The 15,978-nt window shown below is 68.6% G+C and carries 19 protein-coding genes; 13 read left to right on the top strand and 6 right to left on the bottom strand.

Annotated features, from left to right (window positions below; all coding sequences use genetic code 11):
* Positions 1-23: 23 nt before the first annotated feature.
* Positions 24-209 (top strand): DUF2795 domain-containing protein, encoded by a 186-nt coding sequence (locus ACYR7D_RS23065; protein WP_459546615.1) that lies wholly within the window; start codon positions 24-26, stop codon positions 207-209.
* Between the two features lie 320 nt (positions 210-529).
* On the opposite strand, the gene ACYR7D_RS23060 is transcribed toward ACYR7D_RS23065, so the two are convergent.
* Complete coding sequence (locus tag ACYR7D_RS23060) at positions 530-841, bottom strand: cold-shock protein (protein WP_459546614.1); 312 nt, start codon at positions 839-841, stop codon at positions 530-532.
* 578 nt (positions 842-1,419) lie between these two features.
* Between ACYR7D_RS23060 and ACYR7D_RS23055 the strand changes: the two genes are divergently transcribed.
* Positions 1,420-1,755: a MerR family transcriptional regulator gene (locus tag ACYR7D_RS23055; protein WP_459546613.1), complete on the top strand. Its 336-nt coding sequence runs from the start codon at positions 1,420-1,422 to the stop codon at positions 1,753-1,755.
* Between the two features lie 71 nt (positions 1,756-1,826).
* Here the strand turns inward: ACYR7D_RS23055 and ACYR7D_RS23050 are convergent, their stop codons facing one another.
* Positions 1,827-2,621 carry an SDR family NAD(P)-dependent oxidoreductase gene (locus tag ACYR7D_RS23050; protein ID WP_459546612.1) on the bottom strand — a complete coding sequence of 265 codons (795 nt, stop codon included), beginning with the start codon at positions 2,619-2,621 and terminating at the stop codon, positions 1,827-1,829.
* Positions 2,622-2,703: 82 nt separating this feature from the next.
* Positions 2,704-2,871: a hypothetical protein gene (locus tag ACYR7D_RS23045; RefSeq protein ID WP_459546611.1), complete on the bottom strand. Its 168-nt coding sequence runs from the start codon at positions 2,869-2,871 to the stop codon at positions 2,704-2,706.
* A gap of 102 nt (positions 2,872-2,973) precedes the next feature.
* Between ACYR7D_RS23045 and ACYR7D_RS23040 the strand changes: the two genes are divergently transcribed.
* The 3 genes from ACYR7D_RS23040 (at position 2,974) to ACYR7D_RS23030 (ending at position 5,872) form a co-directional block, all read left to right on the top strand.
* Complete coding sequence (locus tag ACYR7D_RS23040) at positions 2,974-4,365, top strand: aldehyde dehydrogenase family protein (protein WP_459546610.1); 1,392 nt, start codon at positions 2,974-2,976, stop codon at positions 4,363-4,365.
* Between the two features lie 28 nt (positions 4,366-4,393).
* The gene (locus ACYR7D_RS23035) at positions 4,394-5,488 is read left to right on the top strand and encodes an NAD-dependent epimerase/dehydratase family protein (RefSeq protein WP_459546609.1); all 1,095 of its coding nucleotides are present in this window, start codon (positions 4,394-4,396) and stop codon (positions 5,486-5,488) included.
* Positions 5,489-5,569: 81 nt separating this feature from the next.
* Positions 5,570-5,872 (top strand): hypothetical protein, encoded by a 303-nt coding sequence (locus ACYR7D_RS23030; protein WP_459546608.1) that lies wholly within the window; start codon positions 5,570-5,572, stop codon positions 5,870-5,872.
* Between the two features lie 178 nt (positions 5,873-6,050).
* Here ACYR7D_RS23030 and yczE read toward each other — a convergent pair whose 3' ends face one another.
* Both yczE and ACYR7D_RS23020 read right to left on the bottom strand, forming a co-directional pair.
* Entirely contained in the window at positions 6,051-6,740 is a 690-nt protein-coding gene (gene yczE / locus ACYR7D_RS23025; RefSeq protein WP_459546607.1) for a membrane protein YczE, read from the bottom strand.
* Between the two features lie 119 nt (positions 6,741-6,859).
* Positions 6,860-7,897, bottom strand: a complete 1,038-nt coding sequence (locus tag ACYR7D_RS23020; protein ID WP_459546606.1) for an acyl-CoA thioesterase — start codon at positions 7,895-7,897, stop codon at positions 6,860-6,862.
* Between the two features lie 217 nt (positions 7,898-8,114).
* Between ACYR7D_RS23020 and ACYR7D_RS23015 the strand changes: the two genes are divergently transcribed.
* From ACYR7D_RS23015 to ACYR7D_RS22985, 7 genes are all read left to right on the top strand, one after another.
* Positions 8,115-9,182, top strand: a complete 1,068-nt coding sequence (locus tag ACYR7D_RS23015; RefSeq protein ID WP_459546605.1) for a flavin-dependent monooxygenase — start codon at positions 8,115-8,117, stop codon at positions 9,180-9,182.
* A 166-nt stretch (positions 9,183-9,348) separates the two neighbouring features.
* Complete coding sequence (locus ACYR7D_RS23010) at positions 9,349-9,696, top strand: DoxX family protein (protein ID WP_459546604.1); 348 nt, start codon at positions 9,349-9,351, stop codon at positions 9,694-9,696.
* A 421-nt stretch (positions 9,697-10,117) separates the two neighbouring features.
* The gene (locus ACYR7D_RS23005) at positions 10,118-10,324 is read left to right on the top strand and encodes a hypothetical protein (protein ID WP_459546603.1); all 207 of its coding nucleotides are present in this window, start codon (positions 10,118-10,120) and stop codon (positions 10,322-10,324) included.
* Positions 10,325-10,526: 202 nt separating this feature from the next.
* On the top strand, positions 10,527-11,168 hold the full coding sequence (locus tag ACYR7D_RS23000) for an ABC transporter permease (RefSeq protein ID WP_459546602.1): 642 nt from the start codon (positions 10,527-10,529) through the stop codon (positions 11,166-11,168).
* Entirely contained in the window at positions 11,168-12,448 is a 1,281-nt protein-coding gene (locus ACYR7D_RS22995; RefSeq protein ID WP_459546601.1) for an ATP-binding cassette domain-containing protein, read from the top strand. The genes ACYR7D_RS23000 and ACYR7D_RS22995 overlap by 1 nt, the downstream gene beginning before the upstream one ends.
* Complete coding sequence (locus ACYR7D_RS22990; protein WP_459550255.1) at positions 12,448-13,185, top strand: ABC transporter permease; 738 nt, start codon at positions 12,448-12,450, stop codon at positions 13,183-13,185. The genes ACYR7D_RS22995 and ACYR7D_RS22990 overlap by 1 nt, the downstream gene beginning before the upstream one ends.
* Positions 13,182-14,168: a glycine betaine ABC transporter substrate-binding protein gene (locus tag ACYR7D_RS22985; protein ID WP_459546600.1), complete on the top strand. Its 987-nt coding sequence runs from the start codon at positions 13,182-13,184 to the stop codon at positions 14,166-14,168. Before ACYR7D_RS22990 ends, ACYR7D_RS22985 begins: the two co-directional genes overlap by 4 nt.
* A gap of 178 nt (positions 14,169-14,346) precedes the next feature.
* On the opposite strand, the gene ACYR7D_RS22980 is transcribed toward ACYR7D_RS22985, so the two are convergent.
* Complete coding sequence (locus ACYR7D_RS22980) at positions 14,347-14,862, bottom strand: alpha/beta hydrolase family protein (protein WP_459546599.1); 516 nt, start codon at positions 14,860-14,862, stop codon at positions 14,347-14,349.
* 198 nt (positions 14,863-15,060) lie between these two features.
* On the opposite strand from ACYR7D_RS22980, the gene ACYR7D_RS22975 reads away from it, so the two are divergent.
* Entirely contained in the window at positions 15,061-15,969 is a 909-nt protein-coding gene (locus ACYR7D_RS22975; RefSeq protein ID WP_459546598.1) for an LLM class flavin-dependent oxidoreductase, read from the top strand.
* Positions 15,970-15,978: the final 9 nt, after the last annotated feature.

Raw genomic sequence — 15,978 nt, 5'->3', positions numbered from 1 at the left:
ACATCTTCGAGAAGGGAGTACATATGAGCCAGATCAGCCCGATCCAGGTACAAAAGTATCTCTCCGGTATCGACTACCCCTGTGATCGCGACGGCTTGGTCGCCACTGCCCGGCACAACGGAGCCGGTGCGGAGGTCATCCACGCTCTCGAGGACCTTCCGGATCGCACCTTCGACGGGCCGAACGCGGTCAGCCAGGCCATTTCCTGAAATCCGACTCCGCCGGGGCCGGGGCGTGCTCTCGCCCCGGCCCACCGACGTCTTGCCGAGACGCCGCGTTCGGGAAAGGATCGGCCGGGTCCGGCGCGGTCGGCGGGACAGCTCAGCGGCGGGAGTCCTGCCCGGCCTGGAAGGTTTCGTGGTGAACGCGGCGGCCTTCCTCGACAGCAGTATCGGGGACAGGGGCGAGGGGGACAGGATCCGTTCATTGCCCTGCCCGGCAACAGCCGGCCAGGGAACCGGTGCCGCGGCCGGGCGGCGCATGCCGCGCGAGCTGATCATCCTCACTCCGCGATGAGCCGGGCACGAAATCACTGTGCGAGATGTTCGACCGGGCGGTCGGTCGAGAGGCGGACGGTGACGGCCTCGGCTCCGCCGGCGCGCCGTACGGTGGTGAATTCGACACGCTGGTCGGCGAAGAGGGTTTTGTAGCCGTCCGCCTCGATACTGCGATATTCCACGAAGACCGGAGCTATATCGTCGTCGGGTTCGATGTAGCCGAAGCCTTTCTGGGCGTCGAACCAGATGACTCGGCCGCACCGCCACGACGCACTGGTGTGCGCGGGCCCGGGGCGTTCTTCACCGCGTTCGCTGTTCACCGGGGAGGGCATCGACGTGTTCACCGCGCACCGGCTTTCCGGGTGTGGTGCATGATCTGGTGCCACCAATCGTTGAGGGGACTCGGGTCCGGCCATACCACCGCGGTTTCGGCCGGGGCGGATTCGCCACGTTCTCGCGTCGCTGCTGTCGGTATCTCGGCAACGGCCATGTTCAGGTTCTTCTCCAATAGGTGCCTCGGTGGACGGGTACTCGGCGGCGACGAGCGGGTCGTTCGCCGGGGCATTGCCCGGATGGTCAGGTTCCGGTCCCTTCGTCCGGGTGAATCGTCCGACCGTGGAAGCAGGTTCTGTGTCATCGATTCCCGGCGGCTCGGGCACGAGCGCGAACGGTCCGGCCGCGGCTCCGGGGTTCTCCGGCGTGCCGGGTGGTGGTGGGGAAGACCGGCGGTGCCGATCGGTCGAGATCAGGAAACGCCTCGGTGCGCATCAATGTGATGACCACTTCCGACTCACTCCATTCACAACATTCGAGGTAGATAACCTGCGTCGATTGACATAGATTTCTTATAGCACCGACAATCGGTGAGTGCAACTTGATAGAGTAGGAAAGCTGAATAACGGCGAAAAGGAATGAGGAGTGCATGGATCAGGAGCGCGGCCGCGGGCAGCATCTGCCCGATCCCGATCAGGCGGTGTACGGGATTTCGGTTGCCGCGGGCCTCGCGGGCATCGGCGTGCAGACGCTGCGGCTCTACGAACGCCACGGTCTGCTCACTCCGGCTCGTAGCGACGGCGGCACTCGCCGCTACAGCGGGAACGATCTCGCCCGTCTGCGGCGGATAACCGACCTCGTGGCCTCCGGCGTCAACCTCGCGGGCATCGGCCGGATCCTCGACCTCGAGGATGCCAATGCCGATCTGCACGCCGACAACGACCGTCTGCGGCTCGACAACGACACTCTGCGCGGCACACCGTAGCGGTACGTGGCGCGCGCGGTGGTACGACGACCCCGCATCGCACGGGGGAGTCGCGACAGCTGCCGGCACGCTCAGGACCGGTGGGGGAGCGCGGCCGACATCACCCGGCTCGCGGTGGCCTTCACGGAATCCGGCAGCACATGGGCCACGGTGGCCATCGCCCGGCTGCCGAGGGATCCGCCCACTACCTTCTGCTTGTCCTGGAGCAGGGCTTCGACACCCTGACGCGCCACTCGCGCCGGATCCTCCTTCGGGCCCCGGCCGATCGGGGTCTCGAGCAGTCCGGCCCGGCGGAAGAAATCGGTATCCGTCGGTCCCGGCATCAACGCCGTGACCGTCACCCCGGTATCGCGTACCTCCGCGCGCAACGCCTCGGCGAAGGATTGCACGAACGATTTCGAGGCGTGGTACACGGCCTGCCCGGTACCCGGCATCATCGACGCCACCGACGAGGTGAACAGCAGCCCCCCGGTATCGCGCCGGACCATATCGCCCAGTGCCAGTTTGGCGAGATGCACGGTCGAACGCACATTGAGCGCGATGATATCGAGTTCATCGTCCAGATCGGTCTCCGCGAAATCACCGCCGCGGCCCACCCCGGCATTCAATGCCACCGCGTCGAGAGGGCGTTCGTCCTCCGTAGCGGCCGAATACAACCGTTCCACGCCCTCGGGAGTGCGTAGATCCACCTGCACGGCGCGGACCTCCACGCCGGGACGGCGTACCTGCTCGGCTGCCTCCTCGATGGCCGCGTCCTCGGCGGCCATCACCACGTCGTAGCCGTGGCCGGCGAATTCGGCGGCGAGTTCCAGGCCTATCCCGCTGGACGCGCCGGTGACCAGAGCGAGGGGGCGTGTCGAAGTCATACGCGGCGTCTACCCGGGTCCACGGGAATCATGCCGCCGCTCGGCGCACATTTTCCGGCCCCGCCGCGGGCGACACGGATGTTCAGGAGCCGGCGCCGTCCTCGTCTCCCTCCCCGTCCTCGTCCGCGCCCTCGGCCTGATCCGGTTGCGGGGTCCGGCGTTGCGGCCGGAGCATCCCCGGATCGGCGTCGGGATCCTCATCGGGATCATAAGGACCACCGCTCGTTTCGCCCCTCGGCCCGTTCGGCATCACACAACCTCCTCCGACGCTGGTTCGTTCGCGGTACCCGCAGCGCACCGCGCGAAAACAGCGGCAGAGGTTTCTCGATTCCGCAGCGGGTATCCCCGCGGCATGACGCACACAGCCGAGCTACCGAGCGAAAGCCAGGACCTCCCCGGCGGCCCGCGCGTGCCGCTGACGGCCGATGTGACGGATATCGAGGAGACACTGCGGGCGGTGCGGACCGCGCAGCCGGACTGGGCGGTCACCTCGGCGGTGGAGCGGGGCGCGCGGTTACACGAAGCCGCGGCCGGTGTCCGGGCGCGATCCGACGAACTGGCAGCCCTACTGGAGCGCGAGACGGGCCGGCCGAGCGCGTCCGGGCGCGCGGGCGCGCTGGCCGGGGCGGCCACCCTGGACCAGTACGCCGAGCTGGGGCCGGTGCACCGGGGCCGCGCCTTGCACGGTCACTACGGCGCGACCGATTTCATGATCCCCGAACCGCGCGGTGTCGTACTCGCGCTCACACCCTGGAACGATCCCGTGGCGATAGCCTGTGGTCTGCTCGGTGCCGCGCTGGTCACCGGGAACACCGTCCTGCACAAACCGAGCGAACGCTGCCCGCGCACGGGCATGCTGCTGGGGGAGCTGATCGCCGGTTGCCTTCCCGACTCCGTTCTGCGCACGCTGCCCGGTGGCGGCGATGTCGGCGCCTTGCTGAGCGCCTCGGCCCAGGTGGACCTGATCTGCCACGTCGGTGGTAGCGATACCGGGCGGCGGATCGCCGCCGCCGCGGCCCGCACCGGCGCCGAGGTGCTCCTGGAGAACGGGGGTAACGATCCCCTGGTGATCGACGCGGATGTCGATCCGGAGTGGGCGGCCGAACAGGCCGCGGTCGGCGCGTTCAGCAATGCCGGGCAGATCTGTACGTCGGTGGAACGTATCTATGTACACGAACGGATCGCCGATCCGTTCGTCGCGGCGCTGTGCGACCGGGCCCGGCAGTGGAACACCGAGCCGCAACCGCTCGTCGACACCCGGCAGCGCGCACACGTGCACGACCAGGTCGTGGACGCGGTGACCCGCGGAGCGCGCGCTCTGGTGGGCGGGCTGATACCCGACAGCGACCGTGCGATCTACCCGGCCACCGTGCTCGCCGAATGCCTGCCGGATATGCGGGTGATGCGGGAGGAGACCTTCGGGCCCGTCGCCCCGGTCCGGGTAGTGGCGGATTTCACCGCGGGCCTGGCCGAGGCCGGTGCCGACGACCACGGTCTCGCGGCCACCGTGCTCACCGGCTCCATGGCCCACGCCCAGGAGGCCTGGCGGAGGCTGCCGGTCGGGACGGTGAAAGTGAACGCCGTATTCGGTGGCGCGCCGGGCGGAGCCGCTCAGCCCCGGGGCCGCTCCGGGAACGGCTTCGGTTACGGTCCGGAACTCCTGGACGAGATGACGATGACGAAGGTCGTCCATCTGGAGAGCCCGCCGGGCGGTGCCGGTTTCGTCGCGAACGCGTTCTCCTGACAGACACGGGTCATCGGAGGTCCGGCGGATGAAGGTAGTCGTTACGGGTGCCAGCGGAAATGTGGGAACGGCGCTACTGCGCACCCTGTGCGGTCCGGACCGGGAAGTCGTCGGTGTCACCCGCCGGCGACCACCGGCGGCCGAACCGTACTCCCGTGCCCGGTGGATCGAATGCGATATCGGGGAGCCCGGGGCGGAAGCCGCATTGGAAGCCGCTTTCGCCGGCGCGGATGCCGTGGTTCATCTGGCGTGGGCGATTCATCCGCACCGGACGGACCCGCCGATGATCCGGACGAACACCGTCGGCAGCGCGAATGTCCTGCGCGCCGCGGCGGACGCGGAGGTGGCGCAGGTGGTGTGCGCGTCCTCGGCGGCCGCGTACACCCCTGCCGAGCGCTGGACCCGGGTCGACGAGCAGCAGGAACGGGCCGGGCTCCCCACGAGCGCCTACAGCCGGGGCAAGGCCGCGCTCGAGTCCCGGCTCGATGCGTTCGAGCGCCGACAGCCGCGGATACGGGTCGCACGGATCCGGCCGTGCGCGATCGCGCAGGCCGACGCGGCCGCCGAGGTGAGCGATTGGCTGTTCGGTCCCTGGTTACCACGACCACTGATCGGCCGGTCGTGGACACCCGTGCCGCTGTGGAGGAACCTGCGCCTGCAATTGGTTCATGCCGACGATGTCGCCGCTGCCCTCTGTTCGATCCTCGAACGCCGGGCAGCGGGCGCCTTCAACCTCGCCGCCGACCCCGTCCTGTCTTCGGGGGCACTGGCGTCCGCGTTCGGCGGCTTCCGGGCTCCTGTACCCCGGTCCGCCCTGGTCGCCGGGGCCTGGACGAGCTGGCGGCTGGGTCTGCTGCCGCTACACCCCGCCTGGCTCGAGCTGGCGGATCGTGCCTGCCTCCTCGACGCGAGCAAAGCCGCCCGCGAACTCGGCTGGACACCGCGCCGGGATGCCGCGGCCGCCTGTGCGGAGCTCGCGGCGGCGATGCGGGCCGGCCGGACCGGGCGCAGCGGCCCGCTGGCCCCGGAACATCCCCGTATCCGGCTCGGTCACCCGACTCATCAGAATCAGAATCCCCCCGCGGCCGGTCTCGGCGAACCGCCGTATCACCCGGACCGGTGAACGATCGGGGGTGCCGCGGGATACGGGCCGGGAACATCTGTGCGGAGGTTTCTCTCCGCACGAGCGGGGCAACCCGGCACCATGAATGCCGACAACCGCACTCCCGGGAGCTCGCCGAAGGCCGCGGACGGGGCACCGTCGCCGCATACCGAAGTCACCCCTGGTGATCTGCGCCGTCTGCTCGGAACGGAGGACGCGCAGGCCACGCTGGTGCTCACCGGGGGCCGGATCGGCGTCGCCACGGGCGCCGACGTCGCGAACGAGGGCTTGGCCCTCATCACTCGCACCGCCTTGACGGATCGGGTGGGGACCGACCCTACCGAAGACGCGCTCACCGTTCAGGCCGCCGAACTGAACACCGAGATCCGGCTGCAGGGCGCCTGAGGCGGCGCCACGACGAGGTAGGCCCATCTGTGTGTCCGCTCCGAGCGGGATCCCGGACGCGGAGCGTGGGGTGAGGAGTCGCGCCCAGTGCTGGTGACGGGTGCCGGTGTGCCCGTCGCGGGCAGGCCGATCGGACACCGGTCGGGGTGGTGATGCGGAGTTCCGGCCGGATCGAGGGTCATCCGGCGGGTGTGGACGAGCCGGGCGGGTCGTCCGCGCATCCGGGTGCCGAGGGAAGTGGTCCGGCGGTCCGGGCGGGGACCGGGTCCTCCGCGTGCGGAGGGTGGAAACCGGGTAGCCTACCGGCGACCAGTGGGATCATCATCTGGATCAGCGGCCCGATACAGACCGCGTAGACCACGGTGCCGATACCGACACCGCCGCCGAGCAGCCAGCCCGTGGCCAGTACCGACACCTCGATCGCGGTCCGCACCAGGCGGATGGACCAACCGGTCCGGTGTACCAAGCCGGTCATCAATCCGTCCCGCGGCCCCGGCCCCAGTCCGGCCCCGATGTACAGCACACTCGCCAGGGCATTGAGGACCACGGCGAGTGCCATCGCACCCAGCCGCACCGGTAGCGATTGCCAGTGCGGCAGCAGCCACAGCCCCATATCGACCGATATCCCGATCATCACCACATTGCTCACGGTTCCCACACCGGGGCGCTGGCGCAACGGAATCCAGGCCAGCAGCACCACTGCCCCCGTCAGCGCGGTCACGGTGCCGAAGCCCAACGGCACATGCCGGGTCACGCCCTGATGGAAGACGTCCCACGGGCCCAGGCCCACCGCGGCACGGATCATCACGGCCATCGAGAAGCCGTACAACCACAGGCCGGTGAACAGTGCGATGAGACGTCGGAGCATGCCGCGAGCATGCCGGGCCCCGAATCCCGTGTACAGGGCCAATCGCTCTCGGCTGGCCTTTGTTCCGGGGGTGGCGGGCCTCGGCGTGCCGGGCACCGGTATCGACCGGGCGGACCGGATCAGCTGGGGAGCGGAGCGCGGAAGTAATTCGGTTCGGCGTCGGCGGGGATATCGCTCGCCGAGGTGAACGGTTCGGCCGCCGCGCGCAGTTCGACGAGATGCCGGGCGTGGGCTTCGAGGGCACGGTCCTCCTCGGACACCGGTGTCCACTGCCGGACGGCCCGCGCTTTCCCGTCGTGGTCCACGGCGACGACGACGGCGAGCCCGTGGGCCGCGAGCGTGGGTGCATCGGAAACCGTGTCCGTCGAGGTCACATGCACGCTGAGATGCATACTGCGCGGTCCGGTATGGATCAGTCGCGCGGTGACCTCGACGATATGACCGATGACGATCGGCCGGTAGAAACGGATCCCGCCGAAATAGGACGTGATGACGTGTTGCCCGGCCCAATCGGCGCCGCACACATAGGCGGCGTCCTCGATCCATCCCATGATGCGCCCACCGTGAACCTTGCCGCCCCAGTTGATATCCGAGGGTGCGGCCAGGAACCGCAGGGTGGCGCTCGGTGCGGTCCCGGCAGCGGTGTACTTCTGTGCGGCCATGGCCGCCTCGATCCGTTTCCGCAGCGAGATCCTGGCCCGCGCCTGCCGGTGCCGGCCGAGTTCGAGAATCGTGGTCGGTTCCCACTGCGGAATCGGCACGGCGCGTCGCTGCTCATCGATCGCCACGAAAATCGTCAGGCACTGGGCCGTCTGTACCGGTTTCTGCCGCGTGGGATCGGTGGAATAGACACTGACGAGGATATGCATGCTGGTCCGGCCCGTATACACGAGATTCGCGTGCAACTCGACCAGTTCACCGACGGCGATCGGCCGGTCGAGGTGGATATTGCCGACATAGGCCGTCACGCAATAGTGTCCGCTCCACTGGGCCGCCGCGGCGTAGGCGACCTTATCGATCCAGGCGAGGAGCCGGCCGCCGTCGACCGCACCCGCGATCCCCGCGTCCGCGGGTTTCACGAGAAAACGGTGGACCGCCTCGGCGCGAGTACCGGTTACCGCGGGGCCGGGCAGAGGGTCGGTGGTCGTGGCGTTCACATGGGTGCCGATCTGTTCGTGGTTGCGGATACATGCTGCCGACTCCGTTGTCGTCCGAGGAGGATAGGGAACCGCGACGCTACGGGCGAGTAGTTCGCGACCTCGGCATTCGGTGTGCCGAGGGCGTATCGCACCGGAACGCGCCGGGCACAACGGGTTACACTCCGCGGCGCCGATCCCCGTTACCCTGGCCGATACCTCGCCGGAAGGAGTGCCGATGATCACGGTCCTCGGAAGTGGTATCGCCGGAACCGTCCTGGCCGGTGCGCTGGCCGCGGCCGGACGGCCGGTCGCGGTTCACGAGCAGCGCAGCGGCGGGGACGGTGGGGCGTTTCTCATCCTGGACGGTCGCGGGCACCGCGGACTCGTCGCGCTCGGGGTGCCGGAGCGGGAGTTGCATGCGGCGTCGTATCCGCTCCACGCGTTGCGCTACACCCCCGGCGACGGGGTCACGCGGGGGCGTCCCAGCGAGGGACACCGGTTCTGGCTGCGTAGCGATCTCATGGACGTGCTGGGCCGGTTCGCCCGTGACGCGGGAGCCGAGATCACCTATGGGATTCCGGTTACGGAGGTGGTGGTCGACGGCGCGGACACCATCATTCGGGCCGGTGGCCGCTCGATCACCACCCGTGATCCGGTCATCGGCGCCGACGGTATCGATTCGGTGGCGCGAGCGGGTATCGAGCCGGGGCGAACCACGGAGTACGCGGGGGATATCGTGGTGTACGGCATGACGGAGCGACCGGTGGAATGTGCCAGCGATCCGTTCGTCCTGCACTTTCACGCCGAGTCCGGTTCCGGCGGCCGGCCGGAGACCACTTTCGGGCATATCTGGCGCCCCGGTGCCACCGCGGCGCTGTGGTTCCTGCGTATCGCCCGGGAACCGCTCCCGGATGTGGAGACCGGAATCCTGCCCGCCGGCCGGTGGGCCGATACCGTGGTGGCGGCGACACCCGCTCCGGTGCGGGAGCTGGCCGGGCGCCTGGTCGCCGCGACGGGCTCGGTGCACGTGTCCAATGCCCGCAACGTCCCGCTGCGCGCGGCGGCGGAGCCCCGGCTGCCCGTGGTGCTGGTCGGTGACGCCGACCACGCCATCACCCCGGCGGCCGGCGTCGGAGCCCGCGAAGGTATCGAGGACGTCGAGGCCGTGTACCGCGCGATCGTCGCGGGCGAATCGCCCGCCGCGGCCATGGGCCTTCGTCGCCGCGCCATCCTCGACGAACGAGATCGGGTCGCCCGCCGGATGCGCGGTGCGGGCACGGAATCCGCTCCCTCGGCTCGGTGATCTGCCGGGTCCGGCGGGCGGCCGGGCCGACGGTGCGGTGAGCTCCGCGGGGACACGGCGGGTCCGAGAGGTATGTGGTGGAGTTCCGCGGCGATGTCACACGCCGCCTGCCCGTTTCGTCTCTCAGGTGTCCATTCGCGAACACCCTACGAGAGAAACGGTTCCCATGAACATCGCGTACTACGTCGTCGCCGTCCTGACCGCCCTCTGGGTGGGGTTCTCGGGCTATTCGCTGTTCTCGAAGCAGCAGTTCGTCGTCGAACCCCTCCAGCACTACGGGGTACCGCGTTCGTGGTGGAACCCATTGGCACTGGCCAAATCCGCCGGAGCGCTCGGGTTGCTCGCCGGCTTCGCCGTCCCTCTCGTGGGCATCGCCGCGGCGATCGGGCTGATCCTCTATTTTCTCGGTGCGGTCGCGACCGCGCTCCGCGTCCGCTCCTATCGGACCGCCGTTTTCCCGCTGCTCTACCTGGCGCCCGTCGTCGCGACCCTGGTGTTGCAATCGGCCCGGTGAGGCGTACCGTCCGCCGCGCCGGAGGTACCACGTACCGGTTCCGGACTCGTCCCCGCTGGTCGGTTTGCCGGGAGACGTGCGCACGGATACCGCGAGTCGATACGTGCGGATGACGATGAGGTCGATGAATATGGCCCGCCCCGGCTCGATTCGTCCTGCCCTCATCCGGTTCGCCTGCGCGTAACCGGTTCGTCCTCCCACTCTCTGGAGAAACCTTGTCTGCCACATCTCTGGCGACCCCTGCCGAAATCCCCACGAAACGATTGATATCGCGCGGATGGATGGCGGGTGATCTCGCCGCCGTACGCGCCGGTGCCCCCAGCCGCATTGGGCGGCGGACTTCCCCGCCCCCGGTGACCGGGAGATCGCCGAAGCTCTGACGGCGCGACCCGAATGGCTGGACGATTTCGGCCACCGGCTCGTGCTGGAACGAGACACCGGCCTGGTGGTCGGTTCGATCGGTCTGTTCTGGCCGCCGAGTGCGGGGGTGCTCGAAATCGGCTACGGCATCGTGCCGTCGCGGCGCGGTCGCCGTGGTGCTCTACCGGCTCCGGGTTCTCTTGTCCGGGCGGTCCGCGCGGTGTCCGGGCAGTGGCGCGGCGCCGGGCCGGAATCCGGCTCACCGTGAGCCGAATTCCGGCCCGGTCGTCTCGAAGGTGTTCCGCCGCAGGTAGTGCCGGAACGGGCCTGCGTGCGCGTGTTCCCACCGGCCATCCGTCGCGCGCCGTCCGGATCGGAAAGCGCGGAATCGATTAGGCTTCGACGACTCGCGTATCCGGGACGCACTCACCGGCGGAAATCGGCTGGTATTCGGTCGACGAGGGGAAACCGTGAATTTGTGGAGTTATATCCGAGGGCGGGAAGATAGTCTGGCGTTCCTCACATACCAACATGCCTCCCTCGCGTTCCAAACGGTCCTGGTGGGTACGATCGTGGCGGTCCTCATCGCGGTGGCGGTGTACCGGTTGCCGCTGCTGTCCGCCTTGGCGCTCACCTCGAGCCGGGTGGCGCTGACGGTCCCCTCCCTGGCGCTGCTGGCCCTGCTGCTGGTCCCGTTCGGATTGGGTGTGCTCCCGTCGTTCCTCATGCTGGCGTTCCTGGCGGCGCTGCCGGTGATCGGCAACGCCCTCGTGGGCCTGTGGTCGGTACCGGCCTCGCTCATCGAATCCGCGCGGGGTATCGGTTTGTCGCGCCGGCGCATCCTGCTGACCGTCGAACTGCCGATCGCCTGGCCGGTGATCCTCACCGGTATCCGGGTATCGACCCAGATGATCGTCGGGGTCGCCGCCATCGTCGCCTATGTCCTGGGGCCCGGCCTCGGATCGCTGATCTTCAACGGCCTTTCGCGACTCGGGGGCGCGAACGCCCTCGAAACGACCTTGACCGGAACTCTTCTCATCGTCGTCATCGCGCTGGTGTTCGACGCTCTTCTCGGGCTGCTCGGGCGCCTCACGATCGCGAAGGGACTGTGATGACCGATGATGACGTGGCCGACCGGTCCGCGCCCATCCCGCAGCGCGCGGTAACCGGTGCCTCCATCCACTTGGACTCGGTGGTCAAACGCTATCGGGGCCAGGAGAAACCCGCTGTCGAGCGTCTCGATCTCGCGATCGGGGCGGGCGAGATCGTGGCGTTCGTCGGTCCGTCCGGTTGCGGTAAGACCACCACACTGAAAATGATCAACCGGCTGATCGAACCGACCGAGGGCCGCATCTTCATCGGAGGCCGCGATGTCACCCGGGAGAACCCCGACACGTTGCGGCAGTCGATCGGTTATGTCATCCAGTCGGGCGGCCTGTTCCCGCACTGGACCGTCGCCAAGAATGTGGGTGCCGTCCCACGAGTGCTCGGCTGGGACAGGAAACGGATCGCCGAGCGCACCGAATACCTACTCGATCTGGTCGGTCTCGATCCTGCCGAATTCGCCGGCCGGCTGCCGAAGAACCTGTCCGGGGGCCAGCAGCAGCGGGTCGGTGTCGCCCGCGCCCTCGCCGCCGATCCGCCGGTCCTGCTCATGGACGAGCCGTTCGGCGCGGTCGACCCGATCACCCGGGCACGGCTGCAGGACAGTCTGCTCGGTATCCAGCGGGAATTGGGTAAGACCATCGTGATCGTCACCCACGATTTCGCGGAGGCCACCAAACTCGGTGACAAGGTGCTCATCCTGTCCGAGGGCGGGCACGTCGAGCAGTACGCGCCCCCGGAGGAAATCCTCACCGCCCCGGCCACGCCGTTCGTGGAGGAATTCGCCGGATCCGGTGCGAAACTGGCGTATCTGGCCGTGTCGCGGGTGCGCGATGTAGCCTGCGACGATGTGGTCACCGCCCGGGTCGGGGAACCGGCGCGGCAGGTGATCGAGCGCGCACGGGCCGCCGGACACACCGGGGTGGTGGTCGTCGACGCGGCCGGCCGGCCGCGGTCGTGGCCCACGCTGACCGAATTGGCCACCAAACCCGAGGTGTCCGATTTCCTCGACCGGCGGTTGCCGGTCGTCACACGATCGTCGACCCTCGACGATGCGCTCGACACCATGCTGGCGACCAGTCAGGGCGCCACACTCGTCACCGACGGCCGCGGCGTGGTCGTCGGTTCCCTCGGTATCGACTCGGTGACGGAATCGATCAGGAACAAACTCGCCGATGTGCGCGAGGAGCGCCGGGAGGTCTCGTATGCGACCTACGTCGACGGCACCGATCCGGCACCCACCCCGGTGGTGGCGGCCGACGAGCGAACCGGATCGGCCGGCCGGTGATGGCTCGCCTGCGCCGCCTGCCGATCGACGTCTGGTTCGAGCCGCTCGTCATCCTCGTCATCGGTACCGGCTACGTCCTCTGGTACCGGTCGACGACCTTCACCCCGACCGAGCGAGCCGCCCTGAGCTGGGCGAATCTGCAGACCACCATCCTCGGACACATAAAGCTGACCGTGGTGGCCGCGGTGATCGTGGTGGCCGTCGCCATTCCGCTGGGTATCGTGCTGACCCGGCCCGCACTGAAACGGTTCGAGCCGATCGCCGTCGATATCGCCGATATCGGCCAGGCCGCGCCCGCGGTCGGCCTGCTCGTGCTGTTCACCTTCTGGCTGGGCACCGGTTTCCGTACGGCGCTCATCGGTCTCGTCGTCTACGCGGTCCTGCCGATCCTGCAGAACACGATTGTCGGACTGCGCCGGGTGGACCGGCACACCATCGAGGCCGCGCGCGGTATCGGCTACTCCGGTACCCGGACATTGTTCCAGGTGGAACTTCCGCTGGCGGTGCCGGTGATTCTCAACGGGGTGCGGACCGCCCTGGTCGTACTGGTCGGTACCGCCACCCTGAGCACGTTCATCGGCGCCACCAGCCTGGGCACGCTGATCACCACCGGTGTCACTCTCTTTCTACCCACCCTGCTCGTCTCCGGTGCGGTCCTGGTCGCGCTCCTGGCGCTGACGGTCGACTGGCTGGGCAGGCTCGTCGAATCGGCCGCGACCCCGCGAGGTATCTCATGAGAGCGTCACGAGCCCGGCCGGCCGCTGTGCTCTCCGTTCTCGTCGTGGCGATATCGGTGTTCACCGGATGTGGTCTGGTGAGTTCGTCCGGTACGTTCCACGACGCGATCCTGCCGGGTGGTGAACAGCCGTTGGACGGCGCGAAGCTCACCGTTACCTCGAAGAGTTTCACCGAAGGGGTACTGCTGGGCAAGATCACCGCCACCTATCTGGCGGCGGCAGGCGCCGATATCACCGACCTCACCGGCGCCCCGGGCTCCGCGTCCTCGCGGCAGGCGCAACTCAACGGCGACGCGGATGTGCTCTGGGAGTACACCGGTACCGGCTGGGTGAACTACCACAACCGGACCGAGACCGTTTCGGATCCGGTGCGGCTCTGGCAGCGGGTCCACGATATCGAGAAGCGGGAGCACGATCTGGAGTGGTTACCGCCGGCCGGTTTCGACAACACCTACGCTTTCGGTGCCTCGGCGCCGACCGCCGAACGGCTGGGGGTACGGTCCCTCTCCGAGGTGGCCGCGCTGCCGGTCGGTGACCGGACCTTCTGTGTGGACGACGAATTCTTCAGCCGTTCCGATGGTTTCCTTCCGATGCTGCGCAAGTACGGGATTCCGTACAACGATCCGAACGGCGTTCCGTCCGGAAATGTCACACGTATGGACGCCGGAGTGGTCTACACGGCGACCGCTCGGGGCGCGCCGTGCAATTTCGGCATGATCTACACCACCGACGGCCGGGTCGAGAATCTGAACCTGAACGTTCTCGACGACGACAGGAAATTCTTCCTGCCCTACAGCGGCGCGGCGGTCGTGCGCGGGGAGGTCCTCGCCCGTTATCCGCAACTGCGAGCGCTGCTCGGTACGATCTCCGGGCATCTCACCAACGAGCTGATGCGGGATCTCAACGGTCGCGTCGATATCGACGGCGAGGACCCGGCCGATATCGCCTACGACTGGCTGAAGAGCGAGAACCTGATCGAGTAGGGAGAGCGGCCCGCGGCGCGTGGTATCCGAACGCCACGCGGCCGGATCAGCGGGGCAACGGGTGGGCCGCGAAGAAATCCCAGATCAGTCGGGTGGCATCGATCGAGTTCGGCTCCGCAGCCGTTGCGCCGCGCCCACCCGGCGACAGCGTCCGGGATGCTCTCCGGCCGCGGGCCGTTCACCGCGGGGCCGTCGGACCTGCCCGTGGCCGAACCCGAACCGTCGGGGGAGGAGCAGCAAGGTGAGCGGTGGGGCCACGACCACCGGTGTAGGCGACGATCGGATCGGCGGTGCCGTGGAAGGCGATGACCGGCACCGGCCGCGATGTATCACACCAGGGGAAGTCCTGTACTCCGGCGACCGGGGCGATGGCGAGTTGTGGTGTGACGGTGACGAACCCGCGCGCCATCCCGTATTCACCGAACCCGCTGGTCGCGTGCTGAACAGCGGCCGGCTCCATATATCCGTGCAGATCGAACACCACGGGAAGGGGACCGTGTGCCTCGGGGGGAACGTCCCGGACGTAGGCACCGGACCTTCCCGCGGCCGTGAACTGCGCCACCGACCGTCCCGGTGGAACCGGGGCCGCCGCACATCCGCCGGTGGCCGCAGGCGGCGACTCCTCGGCGCCGGCGCGACCCACGGCAAGCCCGGAGGGCGTGAGCAGGGCGAAGACCGCCGTGAGGATTCCCACGGCGCGGAGGAACCCGGTGGTGCGGACTGCCCGTACTGGGCCGGTGCGCCGGACAGGAGTGAAAATTGCGTTCTTACTCGCGGAAATGATATTCACACAACGGTCGCCGATGCGCTGCCTCGAGGATCGGAGTGCCTGCCCCCGGAAAAACTGGAACACGTTCTTGCGGTGGCGGGCGAAGGGGTCGATGCTGGGGCGATGGATATCGGGATCGCATTACCCACCATGTGCCGGGACTACGACCGCGCGACCACCATCGACTGGTGCCGGCTCGCCGAAGCGGGCCCGGTATCCAGTATTTCGTGCGGCGAGCGGATGACCTTCCACAATCCGGAGATGTGGACCACGCTGGCGGCCGCCGCCGCGGTCACCGAGCGCGTGCGGATCATCGCGAATCTCTCGGTGCTACCGGCGCATCCGGTACCGCTGGTCGCCAAACAAGCCGCCACCCTCGATGTGCTGTCCGGCGGCCGCTTCACGCTGGGGGTCGGCGTCGGCGGGCGTACCGACGACTATCGCAGTCTCGGAACAGGGTTCGGCCGCCGGCACGACCGGCTCGATAGCGCGGTCGCCGGACTGCGGGCCCTCTGGGCAGGGGAACCGCCGTCCGGCACGACCGACCCGATCGGGCCGCCCTGTGTCCAGCCGGGTGGCCCGCCGGTACTCGCCGGGGCGCTCGGACCCAGATCCTTGGCTCGCGCGGCGCGCTGGGCCGACGGGGTGGTGGCGTTCAGTGTCGGCGGGGTACCCGGCGAGATCGCGTGGTCCGCCGAGGCCGCCCGCCGGGCCTGGGACGAGGCGGACCGCCGGACGCCCCGCCTGGTGAGCGGCTGCTTCTACGTGCTCGGGGTGCCCGAGCCCGAGACCGTACTGCGCGAATTCACCGCGGAATACCTGGGATTCCTCGGTTCCGGGAACGCGGCGAGCGCGGCGGCGTCGATGAAAACCTTCGAAGCCGATGCGCTGCACCGGACGCTGGACGCGGCCGAGGCCGCCGGACTCGACGAATTCATCCTGGTGCCGGGATCGGCCGATCCGGCCGTGCTGGAGGCGACCCTGCAATTGATAGTTTCTCGCGGTCCCTCGGTCGAATCCGGAACGCCGTGAGGCCGCCTC

It is taken from the genome of Nocardia sp. X0981, from assembly GCF_977089955.1.
Note: the sequence above shows the minus strand (reverse complement) of the source record. Positions and strands in the feature narration are given on the sequence as shown.